The following is an 18,145-nucleotide window of genomic DNA, read 5'->3' on the forward strand; positions in this document are numbered from 1 at the left end:
TAGGCGCGGGGACCTATTTCGCTTCATACCAGTTGCTTCCATAACTTACCTCCGCTTTAAGCGGAACGGACAGCTTCAGCGCACCCTCCATCACTTCCGGCAAAAGAGACTTCATCAGCTCCAGTTCATCCTCCGGCACCTCAAAAACCAACTCATCGTGTACCTGAAGCAGCATGCGGCTCTTGAGCTTGCGGTCAAAGAGTGCTTTATCCATATGCACCATGGCCAGCTTAATAATATCGGCAGCTGTTCCCTGTATTGGGGTGTTCATCGCTGTACGTTCCGCAAACGAACGCAGATTGAAGTTGCTGGCATTAATCTCCGGGAGATAGCGGCGGCGTTCCAGCAGTGTAGTCACGTAGCCTTGCTTCTTCGCCTCAACCACAATGTCGTCCATATAACGGCGCACACCCTTGAATACTTCAAAATACTGCTCGATAAAATGGGAGGCTTCCTTTCGGGTAATATTCAGATTCTGCGACAGACCATAGTCGCTGATTCCGTAGACAATCCCGAAGTTAACCGCCTTGGCGGAACGGCGCATATTACTGTCCACCTGCTCTGCGGTCACACCAAAAACGTCCATGGCCGTCTTTGTATGAATATCCATATCCTGCACGAAGGCTTCCTTCAGACGTTCATCATCCGAAATATGGGCTAGTACGCGCAGCTCGATCTGTGAATAATCCGCCGCCAGTATGGTCCAACCAGGCTCGGAAGGGACAAATACTTTACGGATTTTGCGGCCTTCCTCCAGCCGGATCGGAATGTTCTGCAAATTAGGAAATTGGCTGCTGAGCCGTCCCGTAGCCGCGATGGTCTGCCGGTAAAACGTGTGTACCTTCCCTGTCTCCGGTGAAATTTCCTTCAACAGTCCTTCCACATACGTGGACTGCAGCTTGGCAATCGTCCGGTATTGCAAAATCAGGCGTACCACATCATGATAGGGTGCCAGCTTTTCCAGTACCTCAGCGTCCGTAGAGTAACCGGTTTTGGTCTTTTTGACGACAGGCAGGCCAAGCTTCACAAACAGGATTTCTCCAAGCTGCTTCGGCGAGTTCAAATTAAACTCTGTCCCGCAAATATCGTAAATTTCCGTTACCAGCTTGGCGATTTGGGCTTCGAATTCCTTGCCAAGCTCTTTGAGATCATCCCTGTTCACAGCGATGCCCTGCTTCTCCATATCCGCAAGGATACGCGATAATGGCATCTCCAGATCCTCGAACAAGCCCTTCATCGCCGTATCCATCAGCTCTTGCTTCTGCTTCAATACAATTCCAAGTACGGTTGCGCTCTTGCGGGCTACGTGATTACCCAGCACATCAAGATCCGGCACTTTGTATTTGGCGCCTTTCCCAAAGACATCCTCGTCCGCAGACAGTCGGGGCAACCCGTACTTGACTGTCAGATCGCTTAGATTCTGGTTCGCTTCGGTAGGGTCCAGCAAATAGGCCGCCAGCTGCACATCATGCGCTGCCCCGGCAAAAGGGATGCCCTGCCAGTGAAGGGCCAGATCCGCACGGTGCAGATCATAGCCGCTTTTCGGTACAGTCTCGTCCCTTAGCCATTCCTGCAGCTTGGCTGCAGCCGGACTTTTCAGCAAATGAAATGGCACGAAATAATGCCGCTCCTCGGAAGACAGTGCCAGCCCGATAACCTCAGCGCGATGCGGATTCTCCCCGTTGGTCTCCACATGCAGCGCAGTGATTCCAGGAAGCTTGGTTATGAGCTCGTCCAGGACTTCTTCGTAAATAATGGTTATATCCAGCTCCGCTTCTGCCGGTGTTTCTCCCTCTCCGCCTGCAGCGGGGGCATTGCCACTCAGGGACAGACGCTCCAGAAGCGATTTGAATTCCAGCTTCGCCAGAGCAGGTCCGGCTGTATCCTTGTTCAATCCGTTAAAAACCATATCCTCCCACGAGTGCTCCAGCGGAACTTCCCGGTGAATGGTTGCCAGCTTCTTGCTCATCACGGCGTCTTCCGCATGAGCCTCTAGCTTTTCCTTCATCTTGCCCTTGAGCTCACCTGTTCCGGCAAGCACTCCCTCGACAGAGCCGAACTGGTGGAGCAGCTTCAGCGCCGTCTTCTCGCCGACACCCGGTACACCGGGAATATTATCGCTGGCATCTCCCATCAGACCCTTGAGGTCGATAATTTGCTCCGGCGTCAGATTATATTTCTCACGGATTTGCTCCGGACCATAAAGCTCGACTTCAGTTACGCCTTTCCGGACAAGCGCCACCGTCGTATGCTCTGAAGCAAGCTGCAGCATATCCTTGTCTCCGGAGACGATCATGACCTGGCGCCCTTCCTCATCCGCCTGGCGGGAGATCGTACCGATAATATCGTCAGCCTCATAACTGCCAATCTCAAACTGCTGCACACCAAGCTCGCGCAGCAGCTCCTTGAGCATCGGGAACTGCTCCGACAGCTCCGGCGGTGTCTTCTGTCTTCCGCCCTTGTAATCCTGATAGCCCTCATGGCGGAACGTCACCTTGCCCGCGTCGAAGGCAACGATCATATGAGTAGGCTTATGATCCTCAATTAAACGCAGCAGCATCGTTGTGAATCCAAATACTGCGTTTGTAGGATGTCCTGCTGTATTGGTCAACGGCGGCATCGCGAAGAAAGCACGGTAAATAATATTATTTCCATCTATGAGTATCAACTTGTCCACATTAGCACCTCGCCTTTATCTTGCTTACTTCTTACATATTAACATATGCCTCCGGCAAAACAGAACCCGGCTCGTTGAGAGCAGTATATAGGTGGGCGTTTTGGGCGGACGCTACGCGAACGGACCGTTGCTACAATCGCTGTTGTCTCCAGATTTTTTTAATTTACCTTTAGTGGTAAAAATCCGGAAACAACGGATCAAAAATGCCAAATGGCAAGCCTCCAATAACCCGGAGGCTTGCCACTTTTCTGATTTTGGGAGTCATCAAAACGAAGTAAGGCCGTCTCATTCGTAGAAAATTCTACTTATGGAACAGCCCTTCTTCTTTCTTTTATATAACACCAATCACATTAACTTCGCGTTTACTGATTCAAATCCGGGCGTTTTCCTGTAACCAGGTACACAACGCTCTCTCCGATATTCGTCGCATGGTCGGCAATTCGTTCAATATAACGGCCGACAAGCGTAAGCAGCATCGCCTGGGATACGGAGTCCGGCTTCTCAACCATGTATGCGTACAGTTCATTGATCATCGCACTGTACAAGTGGTCAACCTGATCGTCGTCCTGTGCCATTTTGTAAGCCAGATCAGTGTTCTCATCCAGATAGGAAAGGATCGCTTCGGTGGTCATGACTCTTACAATGTCAGCCATACGCGGAATATCGACGAGCGGCTTGATCAGCTGCTGTCCTTGAATACGCATTGTCACTTTAGCTACATCCAGAGCCAGATCTCCCATGCGTTCCAGATCGCTTGAGATTTTGAAGGCCACGAGAATACGGCGTAAATCCTTCGCAACCGGCTGCTGCGTCACGATCAACCGCGAACCGATGTCCATGATTTTCTCTTCCATAGCGTTAAGCCGGATATCTGCTTTTACAATTTCCTGAGCACGTGCTGTATCGAGGTTTTGAAGTGACAGTACAGCACCTTCAAGGGCGTCTGTTACATGCTCACCCATCTGCTGCAAAAGAGAGCGCAGCTCTTCGAGGTCTTTATCGAATTCTTTTCTGCGAATCATAAATAGAGCGATCCTCCTCAAATCATATGGTCAACTAGTCAGGTTCAGGGTAGTCCTGGCCTTGACAGGTCTAACTCAGCCAAAACGTCCGGAAATATAATCCTCAGTGCGGGAGTCCTTGGGATTGGAGAACAGCAGCTCTGTATCTGCCGCTTCTACAATTACACCATTCAGGAAAAATACAGTGCGTCCCGACACACGGGCAGCCTGATGCATGTTATGTGTAACCATAACGATCGTATATTTACTTTTTAACTCCTGAACCAATTCTTCAATTTTAAGTGTGGATACCGGATCGAGAGCAGAGGTTGCCTCGTCCATGAGCAGGATGTCCGGCTGCACCGCCAATGCTCTGGCAATACAAAGACGCTGCTGCTGTCCACCGGACAAGCTAAGGGCGGATTTCTTCAGGAAGTCCTTGACTTCCTCCCACAGGGCAGACTGCCGCAGACTTTGCTCCACCAGGTCGTCCAGCTCGCTTTTGGAACGAACACCGTGCAGACGTGGACCATACGCCACATTGTCATAGATGGATTTCGGAAAGGGATTGGGCTGCTGGAATACCATGCCAACCTGCTTGCGCAGGCTTTCCACTTCTACCCCGTCATCATAAATATTTCTGCCGCTGATGCTGACAGTCCCTTCGATGCGCGTCCCCGGAATCATATCATTCATACGGTTCAAAGTACGCAGCAAGGTGGACTTTCCACAGCCGGACGGCCCGATAAATGCGGTAACCGCTTTTTCAGGAACTTGCAGATCAACGCTTTTCAGCGCGTGAAACGATTCATAGTAGAGATCAAGCTTCTCTATGTCAATGATGGATTTCATTTGTGTTTGCGTCTCCTTCTCATCATCTTCCGTTCCCAATGATAAGCTTTTAGTGTAAATGCAGTTGGCGAGAATTGTTAGCGCATTGTAAAATCATTTGTAATTTGTGGAACAAAAAACCCCTGTCATTTAAGTGACCGGAGCTCTCTTTTTCTTAACAACCAGCTTGTAGCCTACGCCGCGGATGGAGTCGATATGGACCGATTCGGGATCAAGCTCCAGCTTTTTGCGGAGTGAGCTGACATGAACATCCACGGTTCGCTGCCCTCCGATATAGTCAAAGCCCCATACGGCATTCATAAGATCATCGCGTGTTAATACTACGCCTGGTTTACGGGCCAAATAGAGCAGTACCTCGAATTCCTTCGGGCGAAGGTTAATACTCTGCCCTCCCAGCGAGACCTCATAGCGCTCTGGATAAATCTCCAGCTGCCCCAAAATAATCGTGGAGGCCGACACCTCATGTTCCACAGGAGCCTCCTCGGCCAGACCAGAAATGCGGCGCAGCACAGCGCTCACCCGGGCCAGCAGCTCTGACACGCCAAAAGGCTTGGTGATATAATCATCAGCGCCGGATTTCAGCCCCCGGACTACATCCTCCTCCGCGTTTTTGGCCGTAAGTACGATCACAGGTGTACGGATACCTTGTCCACGCAATTTATCCAGAATATCGATCCCATTCATGCCCGGAAGCATCAGATCCAGTACAATTAAATCAAACGGCTCTCTAACAGCACGGTCATATCCAGCCGTCCCATGATCCTCAACCGTCACCTCGTAACCTTCCTGTGTTAAATTATACGACAGCAGTCGGGCCAGCGTCGGTTCGTCTTCAATGACAAGTAATCGTTGTGCCATAGTTTCCCCCGTCTTCATAATAGAATATGCCCATCATATCATCGGATTGTCAACGCGGTGTAAAAAAGCACGATTTTTTAATAAATGTATTCATTATACCCCTTCTTCCTCCTGCAGCAGCGGCAGCTCCAGAATAAACGAGCTTCCGATCCCGAGATTGCTCTGTACCGAAATGACGCCCCGGTGCAGTTCAACGAGATGCTTGACGATGGAAAGCCCAAGTCCTGTACCCCCGGAGCTCCTTGAACGGGCCTTATCGACCCGGTAAAAGCGCTCGAAAATACGCGGCAGATCTTTGCGGGGGATACCCATTCCCGTATCGCTTACTGTGAAAATGACGCTTTCCGTTCCGTCGTAATTCTGCTTATTTACAGCCGATACTCTGACACTGCCGCCCTCATGCGTATAATTAATGGCATTGGAGAGCAGATTCATAAAGATCTGGCGCAGCTTATCCTCATCGCCCTCCATGAACAACTCCTCCGGCACCTTGGCACTGAGGCTGATATTCTTCTTCTCGGCCACTTTGCTCATCGTCTCCAGCATCGAGTCGAAAAATGCGGACAGATGAACGGGTGAACATACTAAAGGCGTACGTTTGGATTCAATCTTGGATAATTCCAGGATATCGCCGATCAGACGGTTCAGACGCTCGTTCTCATCATAAATAATCTGCAAAAAGGAACGGGCCATCTTCTCATCGGTAACCCCCCCGCCAAGCAGGGTTTCGGCAAAGCCTTTAACGGCTGCAACCGGTGTTTTCAATTCATGAGAGACGTTGGCGACGAACTCGCTGCGCATTTTTTCCAGACGGCGGATTTCCGTTACTTCCTGGAGAAGAAACAGCATTCCCCGGTACGAACCATCCTGTGTCATTGGAACTCCATCAAGCCTTATAATGCGCTCTCCCGGATTATAAATACTCCGTTCCTCATGAATGGCCTCCTTACGGGAAAGCCCCTCCTCCACCAGCCGGGTAAGCTCATAATGACGTTTTAATTCAAGGAAAGACCGGCCGGCCATATCACTGTTGTCCACGTCCAGCATTTTCTCTGCCGCGCGGTTCAGAAGGGCTACCTCCCCCTCGGCACTGACCATGAGAATACCGCCAGTCATGTTATCAAGTACACTCTGCAAAAGATCCTCGTTATCGCGAATCGTCTTTAGCTGGGCCTGCAGGCTGTCCGCCATAACATTGATCGCCGCAGCGAGCTGGCCTATTTCATCCTTACGCTTCATATTCACCCGGGCATCATAGTCGAGATCTGTAATTCGGCGGGCTACCCGGGTAATCTGCTCCAGGGGCGACGTCATGCTGGATGCCACCTTATAGCTGACCAGAGTAGCCGCGATGAACAGCAGCACCAGACCGCCAGCCATATACAACCACGCGCGGTTTAAGCCTTTGTCCACAGCATCAAGTCCCATGGAGAGACGGATATATCCGTCGAAGCCCTGTTCTGAAGTGACGGTGGCGGCAACGTAGAGCATTTCCCGTTTCAAGGTATCGCTATACCGAATAGCTCTGCCAATACCTTCCTTGGCGGCAATCCGTTCCTCCTCCCGGTTCGAGTGGTTGTCCATTAGCAGCGGGTCCTTCTCGGAGTCCCCAATGACCCGCCCGTCCTTCGTGATGAAAGTCACCCGTGAATTCGTCAGCTTTGCTATTTTCTCGGCCTGCCCAGTATAGTAAGTATACGCATCAGGAGCATTCATATCCTGAAACTGAAGTGTCCCTTCCAGCACATTTATTTCCCGGGACATGTTCTCTTCCAGGGCGACGATATGGGAATCCTTGAACAGTTGAGCCATCGTAAAGCCGGCACCCAACATGGAAATGCCGATCAGGAACATTAGTATAAAAGTAAGACGAATCCGAAACGGTCTCATTGAACTCCTGCCTCTTCCTGTTTTCATAATTCTTACTTGAACACGGGCTCCCGAAATTGGGTCAGCTTAGCCGCAGAATCCTTCTCTACATCGGCATGCAGACTGTTGCCGTGGGCATCCATCGTAACAATGGCGGCAAACCCGTCAACCTCCAGGTGCCACATCGCCTCGGGTATGCCAAATTCCATGAAATCAACAGCGTTTACCTTCTTGATGCATTCCGCATAATACTGCGCTGCCCCGCCGATCGCGTTAAGGTATACACCCCCGTGCTCCTGGAGAGCCTGCAGCGTCTTGGGTCCCATGCCGCCTTTGCCGATAACGGCGCGAATGCCGAATTTCTTAATGATATCCCCTTGATAAGGCTCTTCCCGGATACTCGTTGTAGGTCCGGCTGCCTTCACATGCCAGCCCTCTTCGTCCTTCAGCATAACCGGGCCGCAGTGATAGATAACCGCACCATTCAGGTCAACCGGGGACTCGTGGTCGATCAAATATTTATGCAGCGCATCGCGTCCAGTATGCATCTCTCCAGACAGAATTACAACATCTCCCACGCGCAAGCTGCGAATATCGTCCTCGCTGATCGGTGTAGTGAGGCGAACCTCACGCGACTCGCCCGTTACCTTGTTATCGCCTGCAGCAGGCTCGGCTCCTCCCTCCACAGAAATGCCTGTTCCGCTCTCATACAGCCAATCCTGAATCGTTCCTGTCGAGGGATCGATCAGCACTCCCTGGCGGCGGTATGCCCAGCAGTTATAAGCAACGGATACGAAAAAACTGGCCGGCAGCCGGTTCATAACGCCGATCTTACAGCCCAGCAGCGTGACCTCACCGCCGAACCCCATCGTTCCGATGCCCAGCTTGTTGGCGTTCTCCATAACGTAATCTTCCAGCTTCTGCAGGTCATCAACCGGATTCACATCGTCTACCTTGCGGAACAGCTGTTTCTTGGCCAGCTCGTAACCAGTTGTGCGGTCTCCACCGATGCCGACACCGATAAAGCCGGCGCTGCAGCCTTGGCCCTGCGCCTGATAGACAGAATGCAGGATACATTTGCGGATGCCGTCGAGATCACGGCCGGCTTTACCCAGGCCTTCCAGCTCAGCCGGAAGGCTGTACTGAATATTTTTATTTTCACAGCCGCCGCCCTTAAGAATAAGCCGTACATCTATACCTTCCTCTTCCCACTGTTCAAAATGAATGACCGGCGTACCTGCGCCCAGATTATCCCCGCTGTTCTCGCCGGTTAGCGAATCGACGGAATTGGGACGCAGCTTGCCGTTTTTCGTCGCCCGGGAGATCGCGCTGTGAATCGCCTTCTTCATTTCAATTTGATTGGCTCCCACAGGAGTGTGAATAATAAATGTCGGCATGCCGGTGTCCTGACAGATCGGTGAGACCTGAAGCTCTGCCATACCGATATTCTGTGCAATGGTAGTCAGCGCCAGTCCCGAGCGGGTTGCCATATCTTCAAGCGCGCGCCCTTTGGCAACTGCACGGCGTACATCGCCAGGTAAATTTGTAGAGGTCTCCACGATAAGGTTATAAATGCTGTCTTCAAAATGCTGCATCCTCTTCTCAGCTCCCCTTCAGTCCCAGGTTGTCTCAATATTCTTTAATTATTTATTATAATATCATACTTAAATACCTTCCACGATCCGTTTTGAACGAACAGAGACCTCACGGAATAATTCCTCTTCATCTATAGTCAGGAGCTGGCGGTTCCTCATCAGTATTTTTCCATTAACGATGGTTGTATCTACATCCCCGCCATTGGCGCTATAAGCAAGGAGAGAAGTGAGATTATGAGCGGGCTGTAAATGAGGCTTGTTCAGGTCGATCAAGATCAGGTCGGCTTTTTTCCCTATTTCAAGAGTTCCCGTTTCATGGCCAATATTCAGCAGCTTTGCGCTCTCCACAGTCGCCATTAGGAGAGCCTGGTGCGCCGAAAGCCGGGTGGGGTCGCCGTAATCCACCTTTTGCAGCCAGGCAGCGGCTTTAATCCCTTCGAACATATCCACCGTAGTTGCACTGCCTGCCCCATCCGTTCCTAATCCCACGGTAATTCCCAGCTCCATCATCCGGGATACAGGCGCAATTCCGCAGCCCAGCTTCAGGTTGCTGACCGGATTGTGGGATACTCCGCCGCGCATTCCCTGCAATAAGCCCACATCTCTGCGGTTCAAATGCACACAGTGTGCAAGAAGTACATGGCTCTTCTCAAACAAGCCATTATGGTATAAATATTCGGTTGGAGTCATATTATACTTATCGCGAATCTGGACGACCTCTTCCTTCGTCTCCGCCAAATGGATGTGAACGGGGATATTTCTCTTTTCCGCAAGTGTAATAACCTCTCTTAGCGGCTCCGGCGGACATAGATACGGAGAGTGCGGACCGAGCATGGTCGTAATCCTCCCTTCTGCTCCTCCGGTCCAGGCTTCAATCAAATCCAGAGCTTCAGATAACCGGCGCCCCCCGTCCTCCTCCATAAAAACGAGCCCTCTGGTAAGCGAAGCCCTCATCCCGGTTTCTTGTACAGCAGCGGCAATCTCATTCATATGAATGTACATATCGGCAAAAGCAGTCGTCCCCGACCGGATCATTTCAGCCATGGACAGCTTCGCACCCCAATAAATGTCCTCGGGAGTCATCCGTTCCTCTGCGGGCAGCATTTTCTTTTCCAGCCAATCCATGAGCTTCAGGTCGTCCGAGAATCCACGCAGCAGGCTCATTGGCGTATGCTGATGGGCATTGATCAGTCCCGGCATTGCGACCATACCACTTCCATCGATAATCTCATCCGCCGGAGTATTGATTTCCGGGCCGATTTCCGAGATGATATCTCCATTAATCAAAATATCACCTAAAATAGGTGCCTCATCTTGCTCCTTCATAGTGAGAATGGTTACGTTCTTAATCCGAATTTTCATAGCTATACCTCCAAATGTATATGTGATTGAACTACACAAGGGTAAACCCTCCCGTTAGGAGAAGGTCAATAGAGATTCCTGGAAAGGTGATGACATGAAGATCAAAGAGGCTGCGGATAAGCTCAAAATTTCGGCCAGAGCGATCCGCTTTTACGAGGAAAAAGGCCTGATCTCCCCCTCCAAAAGGGATAATACATACCGCGACTTTAGTGAAAAAGAAATCTGGAGGCTGCAGACGATTATTTCTCTCCGCGAAGCGGGCATGCCGGTGGAGGATATCCGGAAGGCGCTGCTTGAAATGGAAGGGCAGGACCATGAGGAGCTGCAATACTACCTGGAGCTTCAGCGCTCCGTTCTGTTCGGGAAGTGGGTGGAACTCAAGCATGTCATTGATACAACCGACTATATGATCGATATGGTTAAAAAGCAGAAGGCGCTGCCGATTGACGACATCTACGCGCTTGCCGAAAGCTCACGGAGACTGCGGGAGCACCGCAGCAGCTGGCAGGATAAATGGAACTTTGACATGCGTGCAGGTATTCATGATGAATATGTATCGAAGGAAACTTCGGAATACAAGGATTATGAGGCCGCACTTGGACTGACTGTCCAATGGCTGGCGCCGATCAGCGGGGAAAAGGGTCTCGACATCGGTACAGGAACCGGTAATTTAGCAGGCAGGCTGATGGCACTCGGCGCAGCTATGGCCGGTGTCGATCAGTCCAAGGAGATGCTTAAGCAATGCCGCCTGAAATTCCCGGCCTTGGAAACGAAGCTGGGCAATTTCCTGGCACTGCCCTATATGGATGGCCGGTTTGATTTTGCCGTATCCACCTTCGCCTTCCATCACCTTTCAGAGAACCAGAAAATGCTCGCCATCGAGGAAATGCGCCGGGTACTGAAACCTCACGGACGAATTTGCATTACCGATTTAATGCTGGCCGATGAGGAAGCGGCTGCTGTATATGCCAATGGAGCAGGTACGGATGAGCAATATGGTTCCTTAACCGGCCTCCTTACCTTATTTGAAAATATGGGGTATATTACGAAACATCAAAGGATTAATGAGCTGCTTCATATCGTGTATGCAGTGCCGATCAGGTGAGTTGAAAAGACAAACCCCTCCCAAAATCGTTTTTACGATTTCGAGAGGGGTTTTTAACCCTTATAAGGCAGAGTGAGCGTCTGGCTCCGTTAATATATCCCAGTCCTTGAATACCGGCTGCAAGCCATTCGTATACAGCATCTCTGTAATTTCCCGCACACTCCGGCTGTCTGAAATTTCAAATTGCGGGGTACCGCCTTCGCTCGTATGTCCGCCTACTTCAGTAGATACGCCCGCTGACATCTTGGTGATGCCCAGATGAATCAGATGATCGCGGAGACCGGCAGGCTCTCTGGTGGACAGCGTAATACCTGATCTCGGCAAAAACAAACGGTACGCCAAAATAATCTGCACCAATGTGCGGTCGGATACGTCGCACTCCGGATTGAACTCTCCCAGGTAAGGACGAAAGCGTGGAGGAGACAAGCTGATCTCGCAGTCCGGATAACAGTCCTGCAGATACCGGGCATGCATCGCACTCAGGAATGCCTCCTGCCGCCAGTCATGCATACCGAGCAGGGCGCCGATGTTAACCGCACGGAATCCGGCCTGGCAACCGCGTTCAGGAGCATCGATCCGGTTGCGGTAATTTCTTTTTGGACCCTTAACATGCAGCTCCTGATAAGTTTCCTGGTGATAAACTTCCTGATAAAGAGTTAATCCGTCCACACCCGCCTGAAGCAGTTCCTCATATTCAGCAGTTGCAAGAGGGTTGATTTCAATACTGACCGAGGAGAAGTATTCACGAAGCACCTCCACACAGTCCTTGATATAAGAAACAGGATTATCCCGGCGGGATTCCCCGGTCAAAATCAGAATATGGCGCAAGCCCGTGGCGGCAATCGTCTCTGCCTCCCTTCTGACCTCCTCCAGTGACAGTTTCTTGCGCGGAAAGTCGTAGATAGAGCTGAAGCTGCAATAGGTGCAGTGATTCACACAGAAATCGGCCAGATACATCGGTGTGAACAGCTGCATCGCGTGTCCGAAATGCGAACGGGTAATCCGCTGCGCTTTCTGTGCCATCTGCTCCAGAAAAGGTTCGGCGGCCGAAGAGAGCAGCGCCAGCAAATCCGCTTCGTCCAGCCTATCCTTACCCAGTGCCCGCTTCACATCCTCCGCCCCGTACCCCTTCCACAGACTTTCATATGGATACTGCTCCAAGCGGGTCAGCGTTTCATAAAAACTCATGGTTAATCCCCCATTCCTGATGTCACCCGGATCAGCCCAAAAAGCCTGTCAAAGGTGAAGATGCAATAGCTGCTTCTTCTACCGGACCGAGCCCGGCCAGATACGCCTTGCGGCCCGCCGTGACAGCATCACGGAAGGCTTCCGCCATTCCCAGCGGGTCACGGGCCGTTGCTATTGCTGTATTCAGCAGTACTGCAGCAGCACCCATTTCCATGGCTTCCGCCGCTTCGGAGGGCCTGCCGATACCGGCGTCTACGATAATGGGAAGGTTCACTTCTTCAATGAGGATTCGCACCAATTCTTTGGTTCTAAGGCCGCGATTCGTACCAATCGGTGCTCCAAGCGGCATCACGGCAGCTGCACCCGCATCTCTTAAACGCAGAGCGGCCGATAGATCCGGGCTCATATACGGGAGTACAACAAAGCCTTCGGCAGCCAGGATTTCCGTAGCACGGATCGTCTCCAGATTGTCCGGAAGCAAATATTTCTGGTCGTTAATGACCTCGATTTTGACCCAGTTTCCCAGGCCGGCGGCTCTTGCGAGTCTGGCGATGCGCACGGCTTCCTCCGCCGTACGCGCACCGGAAGTATTGGGAAGCAGCGTCATATGGGACGGAATATGGTTCATGATATTCTCTTCTCCCCCAGCCGTGTCCACCCGTCGAAGTGCTACCGTAATAACCTCTGAGCCGGAGCGAGCAATGACTTCCGGGATTAGCGTATTGCGGCTGTATTTGCCGGTTCCAATGAACAGCCGGCTGGATAAGGCGGTACCGCCGATTAGTAAAGGGTCTATCATAAAATCAGCCTCCTTGAATACCTTTTTTCAATTCAAAAACCTGATCGAACAGTAAGATTAAATCAACAAATGAAGATGTCAGTGTCAGCCTCCGCCTACAAAGTGTACAATTTCAATACGGTCACCATCAGAGAGATGTGTCTCCCCATAATTTTCCTTGCTGACAAACTCCCCGTTGAGCTCAACAATGATCATTCGCCGGGACCACTCGGAACTGCTGACCAAATGATCCAACGTTCTGCAGGTATCGGAATAATCACCTGGAGTCCCGTTAATAATCAGCTTCATCCATACTCACCTCCTTTGCCTGTGGAATGCTTAAATCGCTTGAATCGAAGCCCGATAGGCTTTTGCAGCAGACAAAGGATCTGCAGCACCGCATATGCCGGACATCACCGCTATGCCTGCTGCCCCGTTCTTTATGATCCGGGCTGCATGATCAGGCTCGATCCCGCCTATGGCAATTACCGGGACGCGGCTGTACCGGACAGCCTCAGCCAGCATTTCCAGTCCGCGCTCAGGCTGTCCCGGCTTGCTGGCCGAGGGATACACATGTCCAAACAGGCAATAATCGGCTCCCTGAGCAGCTGCTTCTGCTGCCTCCTCCGGCGAGTGGATTGACCTTCCCAGGCGAAGGCGAGGTGCCAGCATTCGGGCGGCGGCAGGATCAAGACTGTGCCAGGCCAGTTGTACACCGACAGCCCCAGCCGCCAAGGCAACATCAATCCGGTCGTTAATGATTAGCTTGGCCGCCGGGATGCCTGCCTTCAGCATGGACTCCGCCGCTGCCAGAAGCTCCCGGGCTGAGCGATGCTTTTCCCGCAGATGAATAAAATCCAGCAGGGAGTGTACAGCCGCCGCCTTTTCAATGAATTGGGATAACGGGAGCTTTCCGTCTGAGATCAAATGGATTTCGGCTTGCGCCATACTCAACCTTCTTTCTGTCGATACATCTGTCTAGACTCCTCTTTAACGCAAAAAAACTGCCCCCGCGAAGGAGGGCAGTCGGAATCTGTAAAGGAATAAGGCTAAGGGAAGCCTGGTTACAGTCATTCGTTCTCCACTTCCCTCCGCTGGTATAAACCAGATCAGGTTCAAAGGGTCCGGACCCGCATACGTCCGTCTCAGCCTTTCGGCACCCCTAGTGTCAATAAAATATGTAATTGCTGCTAATGAACTTTATATTAGCATAATATACCTTATAAAACATCTATTAATACTGGACAGTGAAAAGTTCTACAACTTTAAGAAGCCAGAGAATCGTGCTCAACATGAGTGTTCTCCTGCTTGGATTTAATTATTTTCGTTATGGATAAGTGCGGATTTTGCACAAACAAGCGAAAAATAGACTTGCGTAAATAAGCGGCAACGGTAGCCTCAGACACCACGGCATGGGACGGCGTACGCAGATAGCGGAAAAACAGCCCCGGCGTCCGGCCTGAAAAATGCAGGCTAACCAGCTGCAGCAATCCCATCGCGATGCACTGGCACATCACGAATCCCTCGATCGCCTGAAGCGTCCGCTGAATTCGCTGCCGGTCTTGTTCGTCCTTTACCGCTTTGAGTGGGTGAGCTTCCTCTTTTTTCAGAAACCGGTTCAGCTTCGGCATGGACTTGCTCCAGAAGCGGTAGCCGAAGGCGCCGATGACCTGCTTCATTTCCCGAAACGTACACTCGATCTTGAAGCGATAGCCATACAAGCGGATGATGTCTGTGGCAGCTAAGGTCAGATCGGTACTGACCAAAATGGAGGGGCGGCCCTGATGCACCACCAGCACAAAGCGCAATTCCTGATACAAGCCCTGTCCCCAAAGCAGATCCAGGCATAGAAATTGCACCTTCTCTTCTTTGCCATACAGGGGAACGGTGGCGGTTTGAAAATCGGCAGCGCGAGTCGTGAACCACTCCTTCAGTTTGACCGCCTTGCCTTTTTTCGCCGGTCGGCCACGTCCTGGCTTCTTGGCCGCAGGGCGTTCATAGGCCACCACGTTGGATTTGGCTTTCGTCACCAGATGCATCCGGGCTTCGGAGGCGAGATGGCACGCCTGCAACCGCTTCAAGGCCGGAACCGACAAGAAGTAACGATCCAAGAGCAACAGCGCTTGACCGAAGCCTTTCGCAGCCTCGAACCCTTGTTCAATCATCTGAACGACGTGGGAAGGCGGCTCCGGCTCGTTGTCCGCTTTCTTCCAGCCCAGGATGGTCTGGACGCCGTCTTGCAGATTCATGAACAAGGGCAAGCAGAACCATTTCCGGGAATCGCCGACCAGAATGCCGATGGCCCCAAACAGGTGACCGAAAATATAATTGCCCTTGGAGACGTTTTCGGATTCCTGATGGAGCTTCTTGACGCCCGGCATCCGGCGACCTTCCTTGGCTTGCTTCATGCCATCGCCGACGAGTACCACGCGATCCTGAATCACCAGCAGGGGCGCAGACTGGCGAACGACCTGAAGCCACATCCGCCGTAAGGATGACGGAGACCAAGCCGAAGAACGGAAGAAGTGAATGAGCGTCTCATAGCAGCCGCCATTCAGGGAGAGGTCCCGAATCACAGAAGTCACGCCCAGATGGTCGGAGCGCAGCATAAAGCCGATGACCAAAACAACGAACCACTCGAAAGTGGCTTGTCTGGAGAAGCACGAACGGAAGGGAAGTAAAAGTTCATTCACGTATTTGAGCATAGGTATGGTCAATCGCTCGGAAATGAGGTACACTTTTTGTCGTAACCCATTTAGCGATTGGATCTCCTTTCTGTGTGAGAACTAAAAGGATACCATACCATCGTCTGATTGGGTTATTTTTCTATGTTACGATTTTTCGACAAGAACTTTTGACTGTCCAGTATTAATAGAGGTATTTAGAAAATAACCATGGACTCACAAAACGAAAAGATTTCATAAATAAGGGGCTGTCCCCATGCCCATCAAGTTAAGAACAAAGAAAAGGAACAGATGCTACAGTTCGTCACTTGATCCAAATGAAATTTCAAATTTCTAGGCAGCAGGTCGAAGCTTGTTTTTTCATGGCATCATGTAGAGAAAGAAAATATTCTTTTAAGATACAAAATGGCAATATGGAAGATGGATTTCCACGTTTTAAATAAGATCTCGAATGGCCAGCGTTTAGGGAATACAGGTCATGGACATGCTCTTTTTTTAAGTAGATGTCAGGGGAATTGGTCATGTAGACATGAACAAGCCACGGACTTAACCCGCAAAGAGGACCGCCGCGAGAAACACGAGCTGCAGCAATGTTCGGACAAGCAGCCTAGGCGTAGGTTTCCCGCCGATAGTTAATCTTTCCCGGGCTGCCCGCACATTGGCGGGGAACATGGCCACCAGCAGAACCGCCAAGCAGACGGAAGCCGCGCGGGAGGTAGCGGGGAACAGAATACCGACGGCTCCCGCAATTTCCAACCACCCGGTGGCCGTCACGATCCAATCTGGCTTCGGAAAAGCCACCGGGACCATCCGGATGAGGTCAGGCCGTCTTTTTCCCCAGTGGGCGGAAGCGGTAATCAGCAGCATGACGGCCACCGCTCCCTGAAGCGGAGAATGCCAACCGTCGAAATAGGACCAGCCGAACAGGCCGAGAACCCAGAACAGCAGAAACGAAACAACAAGTGCATAAAAAGGTACCATCTTTATCCCTCCGATTAGAAGCTTTTCGTTATCATGAGATATAAAATGACGATCGGCAGCAATGTAGCGGCGATGCCGAAGCAGGCCCAATAGCGGGACACTTGTTGATAATCTTTGGAGATGTTCCCGCTTTCGATGCATTGAGCGCTATGGCGGATCATTCCGCGCTGCAGCGGAATAAGAACGGCTAACCAGATCACGCCGGTGACGGCAAACAAAATCAGCGACATCGTAAGCCAATTCAGCCCCGACAGCGGCATTTTCGCCTGTATGGCCATCACAATACCCGAGACAATGATGATCACTAGACCCGGGAGCGTAAACACATAATCGGCAAGCATGACGTTTTTTACCGTGCTGTGAATGATGGCCGGATTTTTCAGCAAATCCGCCCGAACCTTCCAAAATGCCGCCGTAATGATATTTCCTACGAATACTACGACTCCAACTAGATGCAACGTTAACCACAAGTTCATGATACACTCTTCCTTTCTTCCTCTATTTATCGGGATTTTAAAATATTGACCATAAACGACGAATAATCTTGGGTATTGAAAGAAGCCAGAGCAAAAGGAATAGAGGAGCGGACGCGCAAACCGAGTGATAGCAGAACGAACATTTCGGCTGTTTTGTCCATATCAACCGATTCTGGAATAACCCCGTGCCGTTGGCCGGTCAAAATCCACTGCTTGGATAAATGCACAGACTGCTCATAATACTGCTTGAGCGCTTCCGCAACCATAGGCTGATCTTCCTTTCCAAGTAAATACATCAGCACCTTGTTCGTCACGTCCTGAGCATCTTCCAGCACCGGAAGACTGTCAATGATCTTCTGCATGGGTCCATCGAACGTTTTTCCGCCTTGTTCCACTTCGTTCATAAAACCTTCGTTTGTCTCTTCGAGCCGCTCCTGCAACACCCAGGCAAAGATCTCGTCCTTGCTCTTCACGTAATGAAAGATAGCGCCCTTTGACAATCCCGATTTATCCATGATGTCCTTCATTGTGACAGAGTGACACCCTTTTTCCCGTATCAGCTCTTTGGTCGAATCAAGCAGCAGTTGGGTTGTTTGCTGTCTGCGTTCCTCTTGCTTCAAAGTAATCCCTCCGTGTTCGTTTGCAACCTATACGATCATTATATATACCGACCATCGGTTTGTAAATAGGAATTATTATATCTCATTTCATTATTTATC

At 51.0% G+C, this 18,145-nt stretch carries 16 protein-coding genes and 1 riboswitch; of the genes, 1 reads left to right on the top strand and 15 read right to left on the bottom strand.

Going from position 1 to position 18,145, the window contains the following annotated elements; translation table 11 throughout:
• Positions 1–13: 13 nt before the first annotated feature.
• From polA to PaeBR_RS18395, 7 genes are all read right to left on the bottom strand, one after another.
• On the bottom strand, positions 14–2,677 hold the full coding sequence (gene polA / locus PaeBR_RS18365) for a DNA polymerase I (protein ID WP_410511957.1): 2,664 nt from the start codon (positions 2,675–2,677) through the stop codon (positions 14–16).
• 362 nt (positions 2,678–3,039) lie between these two features.
• Positions 3,040–3,699 carry a phosphate signaling complex protein PhoU gene (gene phoU, locus PaeBR_RS18370; RefSeq protein ID WP_410511958.1) on the bottom strand — a complete coding sequence of 220 codons (660 nt, stop codon included), beginning with the start codon at positions 3,697–3,699 and terminating at the stop codon, positions 3,040–3,042.
• A gap of 75 nt (positions 3,700–3,774) precedes the next feature.
• The gene (gene pstB, locus PaeBR_RS18375; protein ID WP_410511959.1) at positions 3,775–4,530 is read right to left on the bottom strand and encodes a phosphate ABC transporter ATP-binding protein PstB; all 756 of its coding nucleotides are present in this window, start codon (positions 4,528–4,530) and stop codon (positions 3,775–3,777) included.
• A gap of 129 nt (positions 4,531–4,659) precedes the next feature.
• Positions 4,660–5,388, bottom strand: a complete 729-nt coding sequence (locus PaeBR_RS18380; protein WP_410511960.1) for a response regulator transcription factor — start codon at positions 5,386–5,388, stop codon at positions 4,660–4,662.
• 93 nt (positions 5,389–5,481) lie between these two features.
• A complete protein-coding gene (pnpS, locus tag PaeBR_RS18385; RefSeq protein WP_410511961.1) occupies positions 5,482–7,278 on the bottom strand; it encodes a two-component system histidine kinase PnpS in 1,797 nt (598 codons plus the stop codon).
• 32 nt (positions 7,279–7,310) lie between these two features.
• Positions 7,311–8,852 carry a fumarate hydratase gene (locus PaeBR_RS18390; RefSeq protein ID WP_410511962.1) on the bottom strand — a complete coding sequence of 514 codons (1,542 nt, stop codon included), beginning with the start codon at positions 8,850–8,852 and terminating at the stop codon, positions 7,311–7,313.
• Positions 8,853–8,921: 69 nt separating this feature from the next.
• The gene (locus PaeBR_RS18395; protein WP_410511963.1) at positions 8,922–10,214 is read right to left on the bottom strand and encodes an amidohydrolase; all 1,293 of its coding nucleotides are present in this window, start codon (positions 10,212–10,214) and stop codon (positions 8,922–8,924) included.
• A gap of 94 nt (positions 10,215–10,308) precedes the next feature.
• On the opposite strand from PaeBR_RS18395, the gene PaeBR_RS18400 reads away from it, so the two are divergent.
• Positions 10,309–11,319 carry a MerR family transcriptional regulator gene (locus PaeBR_RS18400; RefSeq protein ID WP_410511964.1) on the top strand — a complete coding sequence of 337 codons (1,011 nt, stop codon included), beginning with the start codon at positions 10,309–10,311 and terminating at the stop codon, positions 11,317–11,319.
• 60 nt (positions 11,320–11,379) lie between these two features.
• Here PaeBR_RS18400 and thiH read toward each other — a convergent pair whose 3' ends face one another.
• The 8 genes from thiH to PaeBR_RS18440 form a co-directional block, all read right to left on the bottom strand.
• Positions 11,380–12,507, bottom strand: a complete 1,128-nt coding sequence (gene thiH / locus PaeBR_RS18405; RefSeq protein WP_410511965.1) for a 2-iminoacetate synthase ThiH — start codon at positions 12,505–12,507, stop codon at positions 11,380–11,382.
• Positions 12,508–12,538: 31 nt separating this feature from the next.
• Positions 12,539–13,306, bottom strand: a complete 768-nt coding sequence (locus PaeBR_RS18410; protein WP_410511966.1) for a thiazole synthase — start codon at positions 13,304–13,306, stop codon at positions 12,539–12,541.
• Positions 13,307–13,390: 84 nt separating this feature from the next.
• Complete coding sequence (thiS, locus tag PaeBR_RS18415) at positions 13,391–13,594, bottom strand: sulfur carrier protein ThiS (protein WP_410511967.1); 204 nt, start codon at positions 13,592–13,594, stop codon at positions 13,391–13,393.
• 30 nt (positions 13,595–13,624) lie between these two features.
• A complete protein-coding gene (locus tag PaeBR_RS18420) occupies positions 13,625–14,233 on the bottom strand; it encodes a thiamine phosphate synthase (RefSeq protein ID WP_410511968.1) in 609 nt (202 codons plus the stop codon).
• Between the two features lie 121 nt (positions 14,234–14,354).
• Positions 14,355–14,459: riboswitch (TPP riboswitch) on the bottom strand.
• Positions 14,460–14,550: 91 nt separating this feature from the next.
• Positions 14,551–15,990, bottom strand: a complete 1,440-nt coding sequence (locus PaeBR_RS18425; RefSeq protein WP_410511969.1) for a transposase — start codon at positions 15,988–15,990, stop codon at positions 14,551–14,553.
• Between the two features lie 525 nt (positions 15,991–16,515).
• A complete protein-coding gene (locus PaeBR_RS18430) occupies positions 16,516–16,950 on the bottom strand; it encodes a DoxX family protein (RefSeq protein ID WP_410511970.1) in 435 nt (144 codons plus the stop codon).
• Between the two features lie 14 nt (positions 16,951–16,964).
• A complete protein-coding gene (locus tag PaeBR_RS18435) occupies positions 16,965–17,426 on the bottom strand; it encodes a DUF2269 family protein (RefSeq protein ID WP_410511971.1) in 462 nt (153 codons plus the stop codon).
• Positions 17,427–17,452: 26 nt separating this feature from the next.
• Complete coding sequence (locus PaeBR_RS18440; RefSeq protein ID WP_410511972.1) at positions 17,453–18,046, bottom strand: TetR/AcrR family transcriptional regulator; 594 nt, start codon at positions 18,044–18,046, stop codon at positions 17,453–17,455.
• Positions 18,047–18,145: the final 99 nt, after the last annotated feature.

Source organism: Paenibacillus sp. BR2-3 (genome assembly GCF_046529485.1).
Taxonomy (GTDB): Bacteria; Bacillota; Bacilli; order Paenibacillales; family Paenibacillaceae; genus Paenibacillus_AQ.

Bases quoted from the DNA above. Each gene is read 5' to 3' on its own strand.
- phoU (WP_410511958.1), bottom strand. From the start codon at position 3,699: ATGATTCGCAGAAAAGAATTCGATAAAGACCTCGAAGAGCTGCGCTCT.
- pstB (WP_410511959.1), bottom strand. From the start codon at position 4,530: ATGAAATCCATCATTGACATAGAGAAGCTTGATCTCTACTATGAATCG.
- PaeBR_RS18380 (WP_410511960.1), bottom strand. From the start codon at position 5,388: ATGGCACAACGATTACTTGTCATTGAAGACGAACCGACGCTGGCCCGA.
- pnpS (WP_410511961.1), bottom strand. From the start codon at position 7,278: ATGAGACCGTTTCGGATTCGTCTTACTTTTATACTAATGTTCCTGATC.
- PaeBR_RS18390 (WP_410511962.1), bottom strand. From the start codon at position 8,852: ATGCAGCATTTTGAAGACAGCATTTATAACCTTATCGTGGAGACCTCT.
- PaeBR_RS18395 (WP_410511963.1), bottom strand. From the start codon at position 10,214: ATGAAAATTCGGATTAAGAACGTAACCATTCTCACTATGAAGGAGCAA.
- PaeBR_RS18400 (WP_410511964.1), top strand. From the start codon at position 10,309: ATGAAGATCAAAGAGGCTGCGGATAAGCTCAAAATTTCGGCCAGAGCG.
- thiH (WP_410511965.1), bottom strand. From the start codon at position 12,507: ATGAGTTTTTATGAAACGCTGACCCGCTTGGAGCAGTATCCATATGAA.
- PaeBR_RS18410 (WP_410511966.1), bottom strand. From the start codon at position 13,306: ATGATAGACCCTTTACTAATCGGCGGTACCGCCTTATCCAGCCGGCTG.
- thiS (WP_410511967.1), bottom strand. From the start codon at position 13,594: ATGAAGCTGATTATTAACGGGACTCCAGGTGATTATTCCGATACCTGC.
- PaeBR_RS18420 (WP_410511968.1), bottom strand. From the start codon at position 14,233: ATGGCGCAAGCCGAAATCCATTTGATCTCAGACGGAAAGCTCCCGTTA.
- PaeBR_RS18425 (WP_410511969.1), bottom strand. From the start codon at position 15,990: ATGCTCAAATACGTGAATGAACTTTTACTTCCCTTCCGTTCGTGCTTC.
- PaeBR_RS18430 (WP_410511970.1), bottom strand. From the start codon at position 16,950: ATGGTACCTTTTTATGCACTTGTTGTTTCGTTTCTGCTGTTCTGGGTT.
- PaeBR_RS18435 (WP_410511971.1), bottom strand. From the start codon at position 17,426: ATGAACTTGTGGTTAACGTTGCATCTAGTTGGAGTCGTAGTATTCGTA.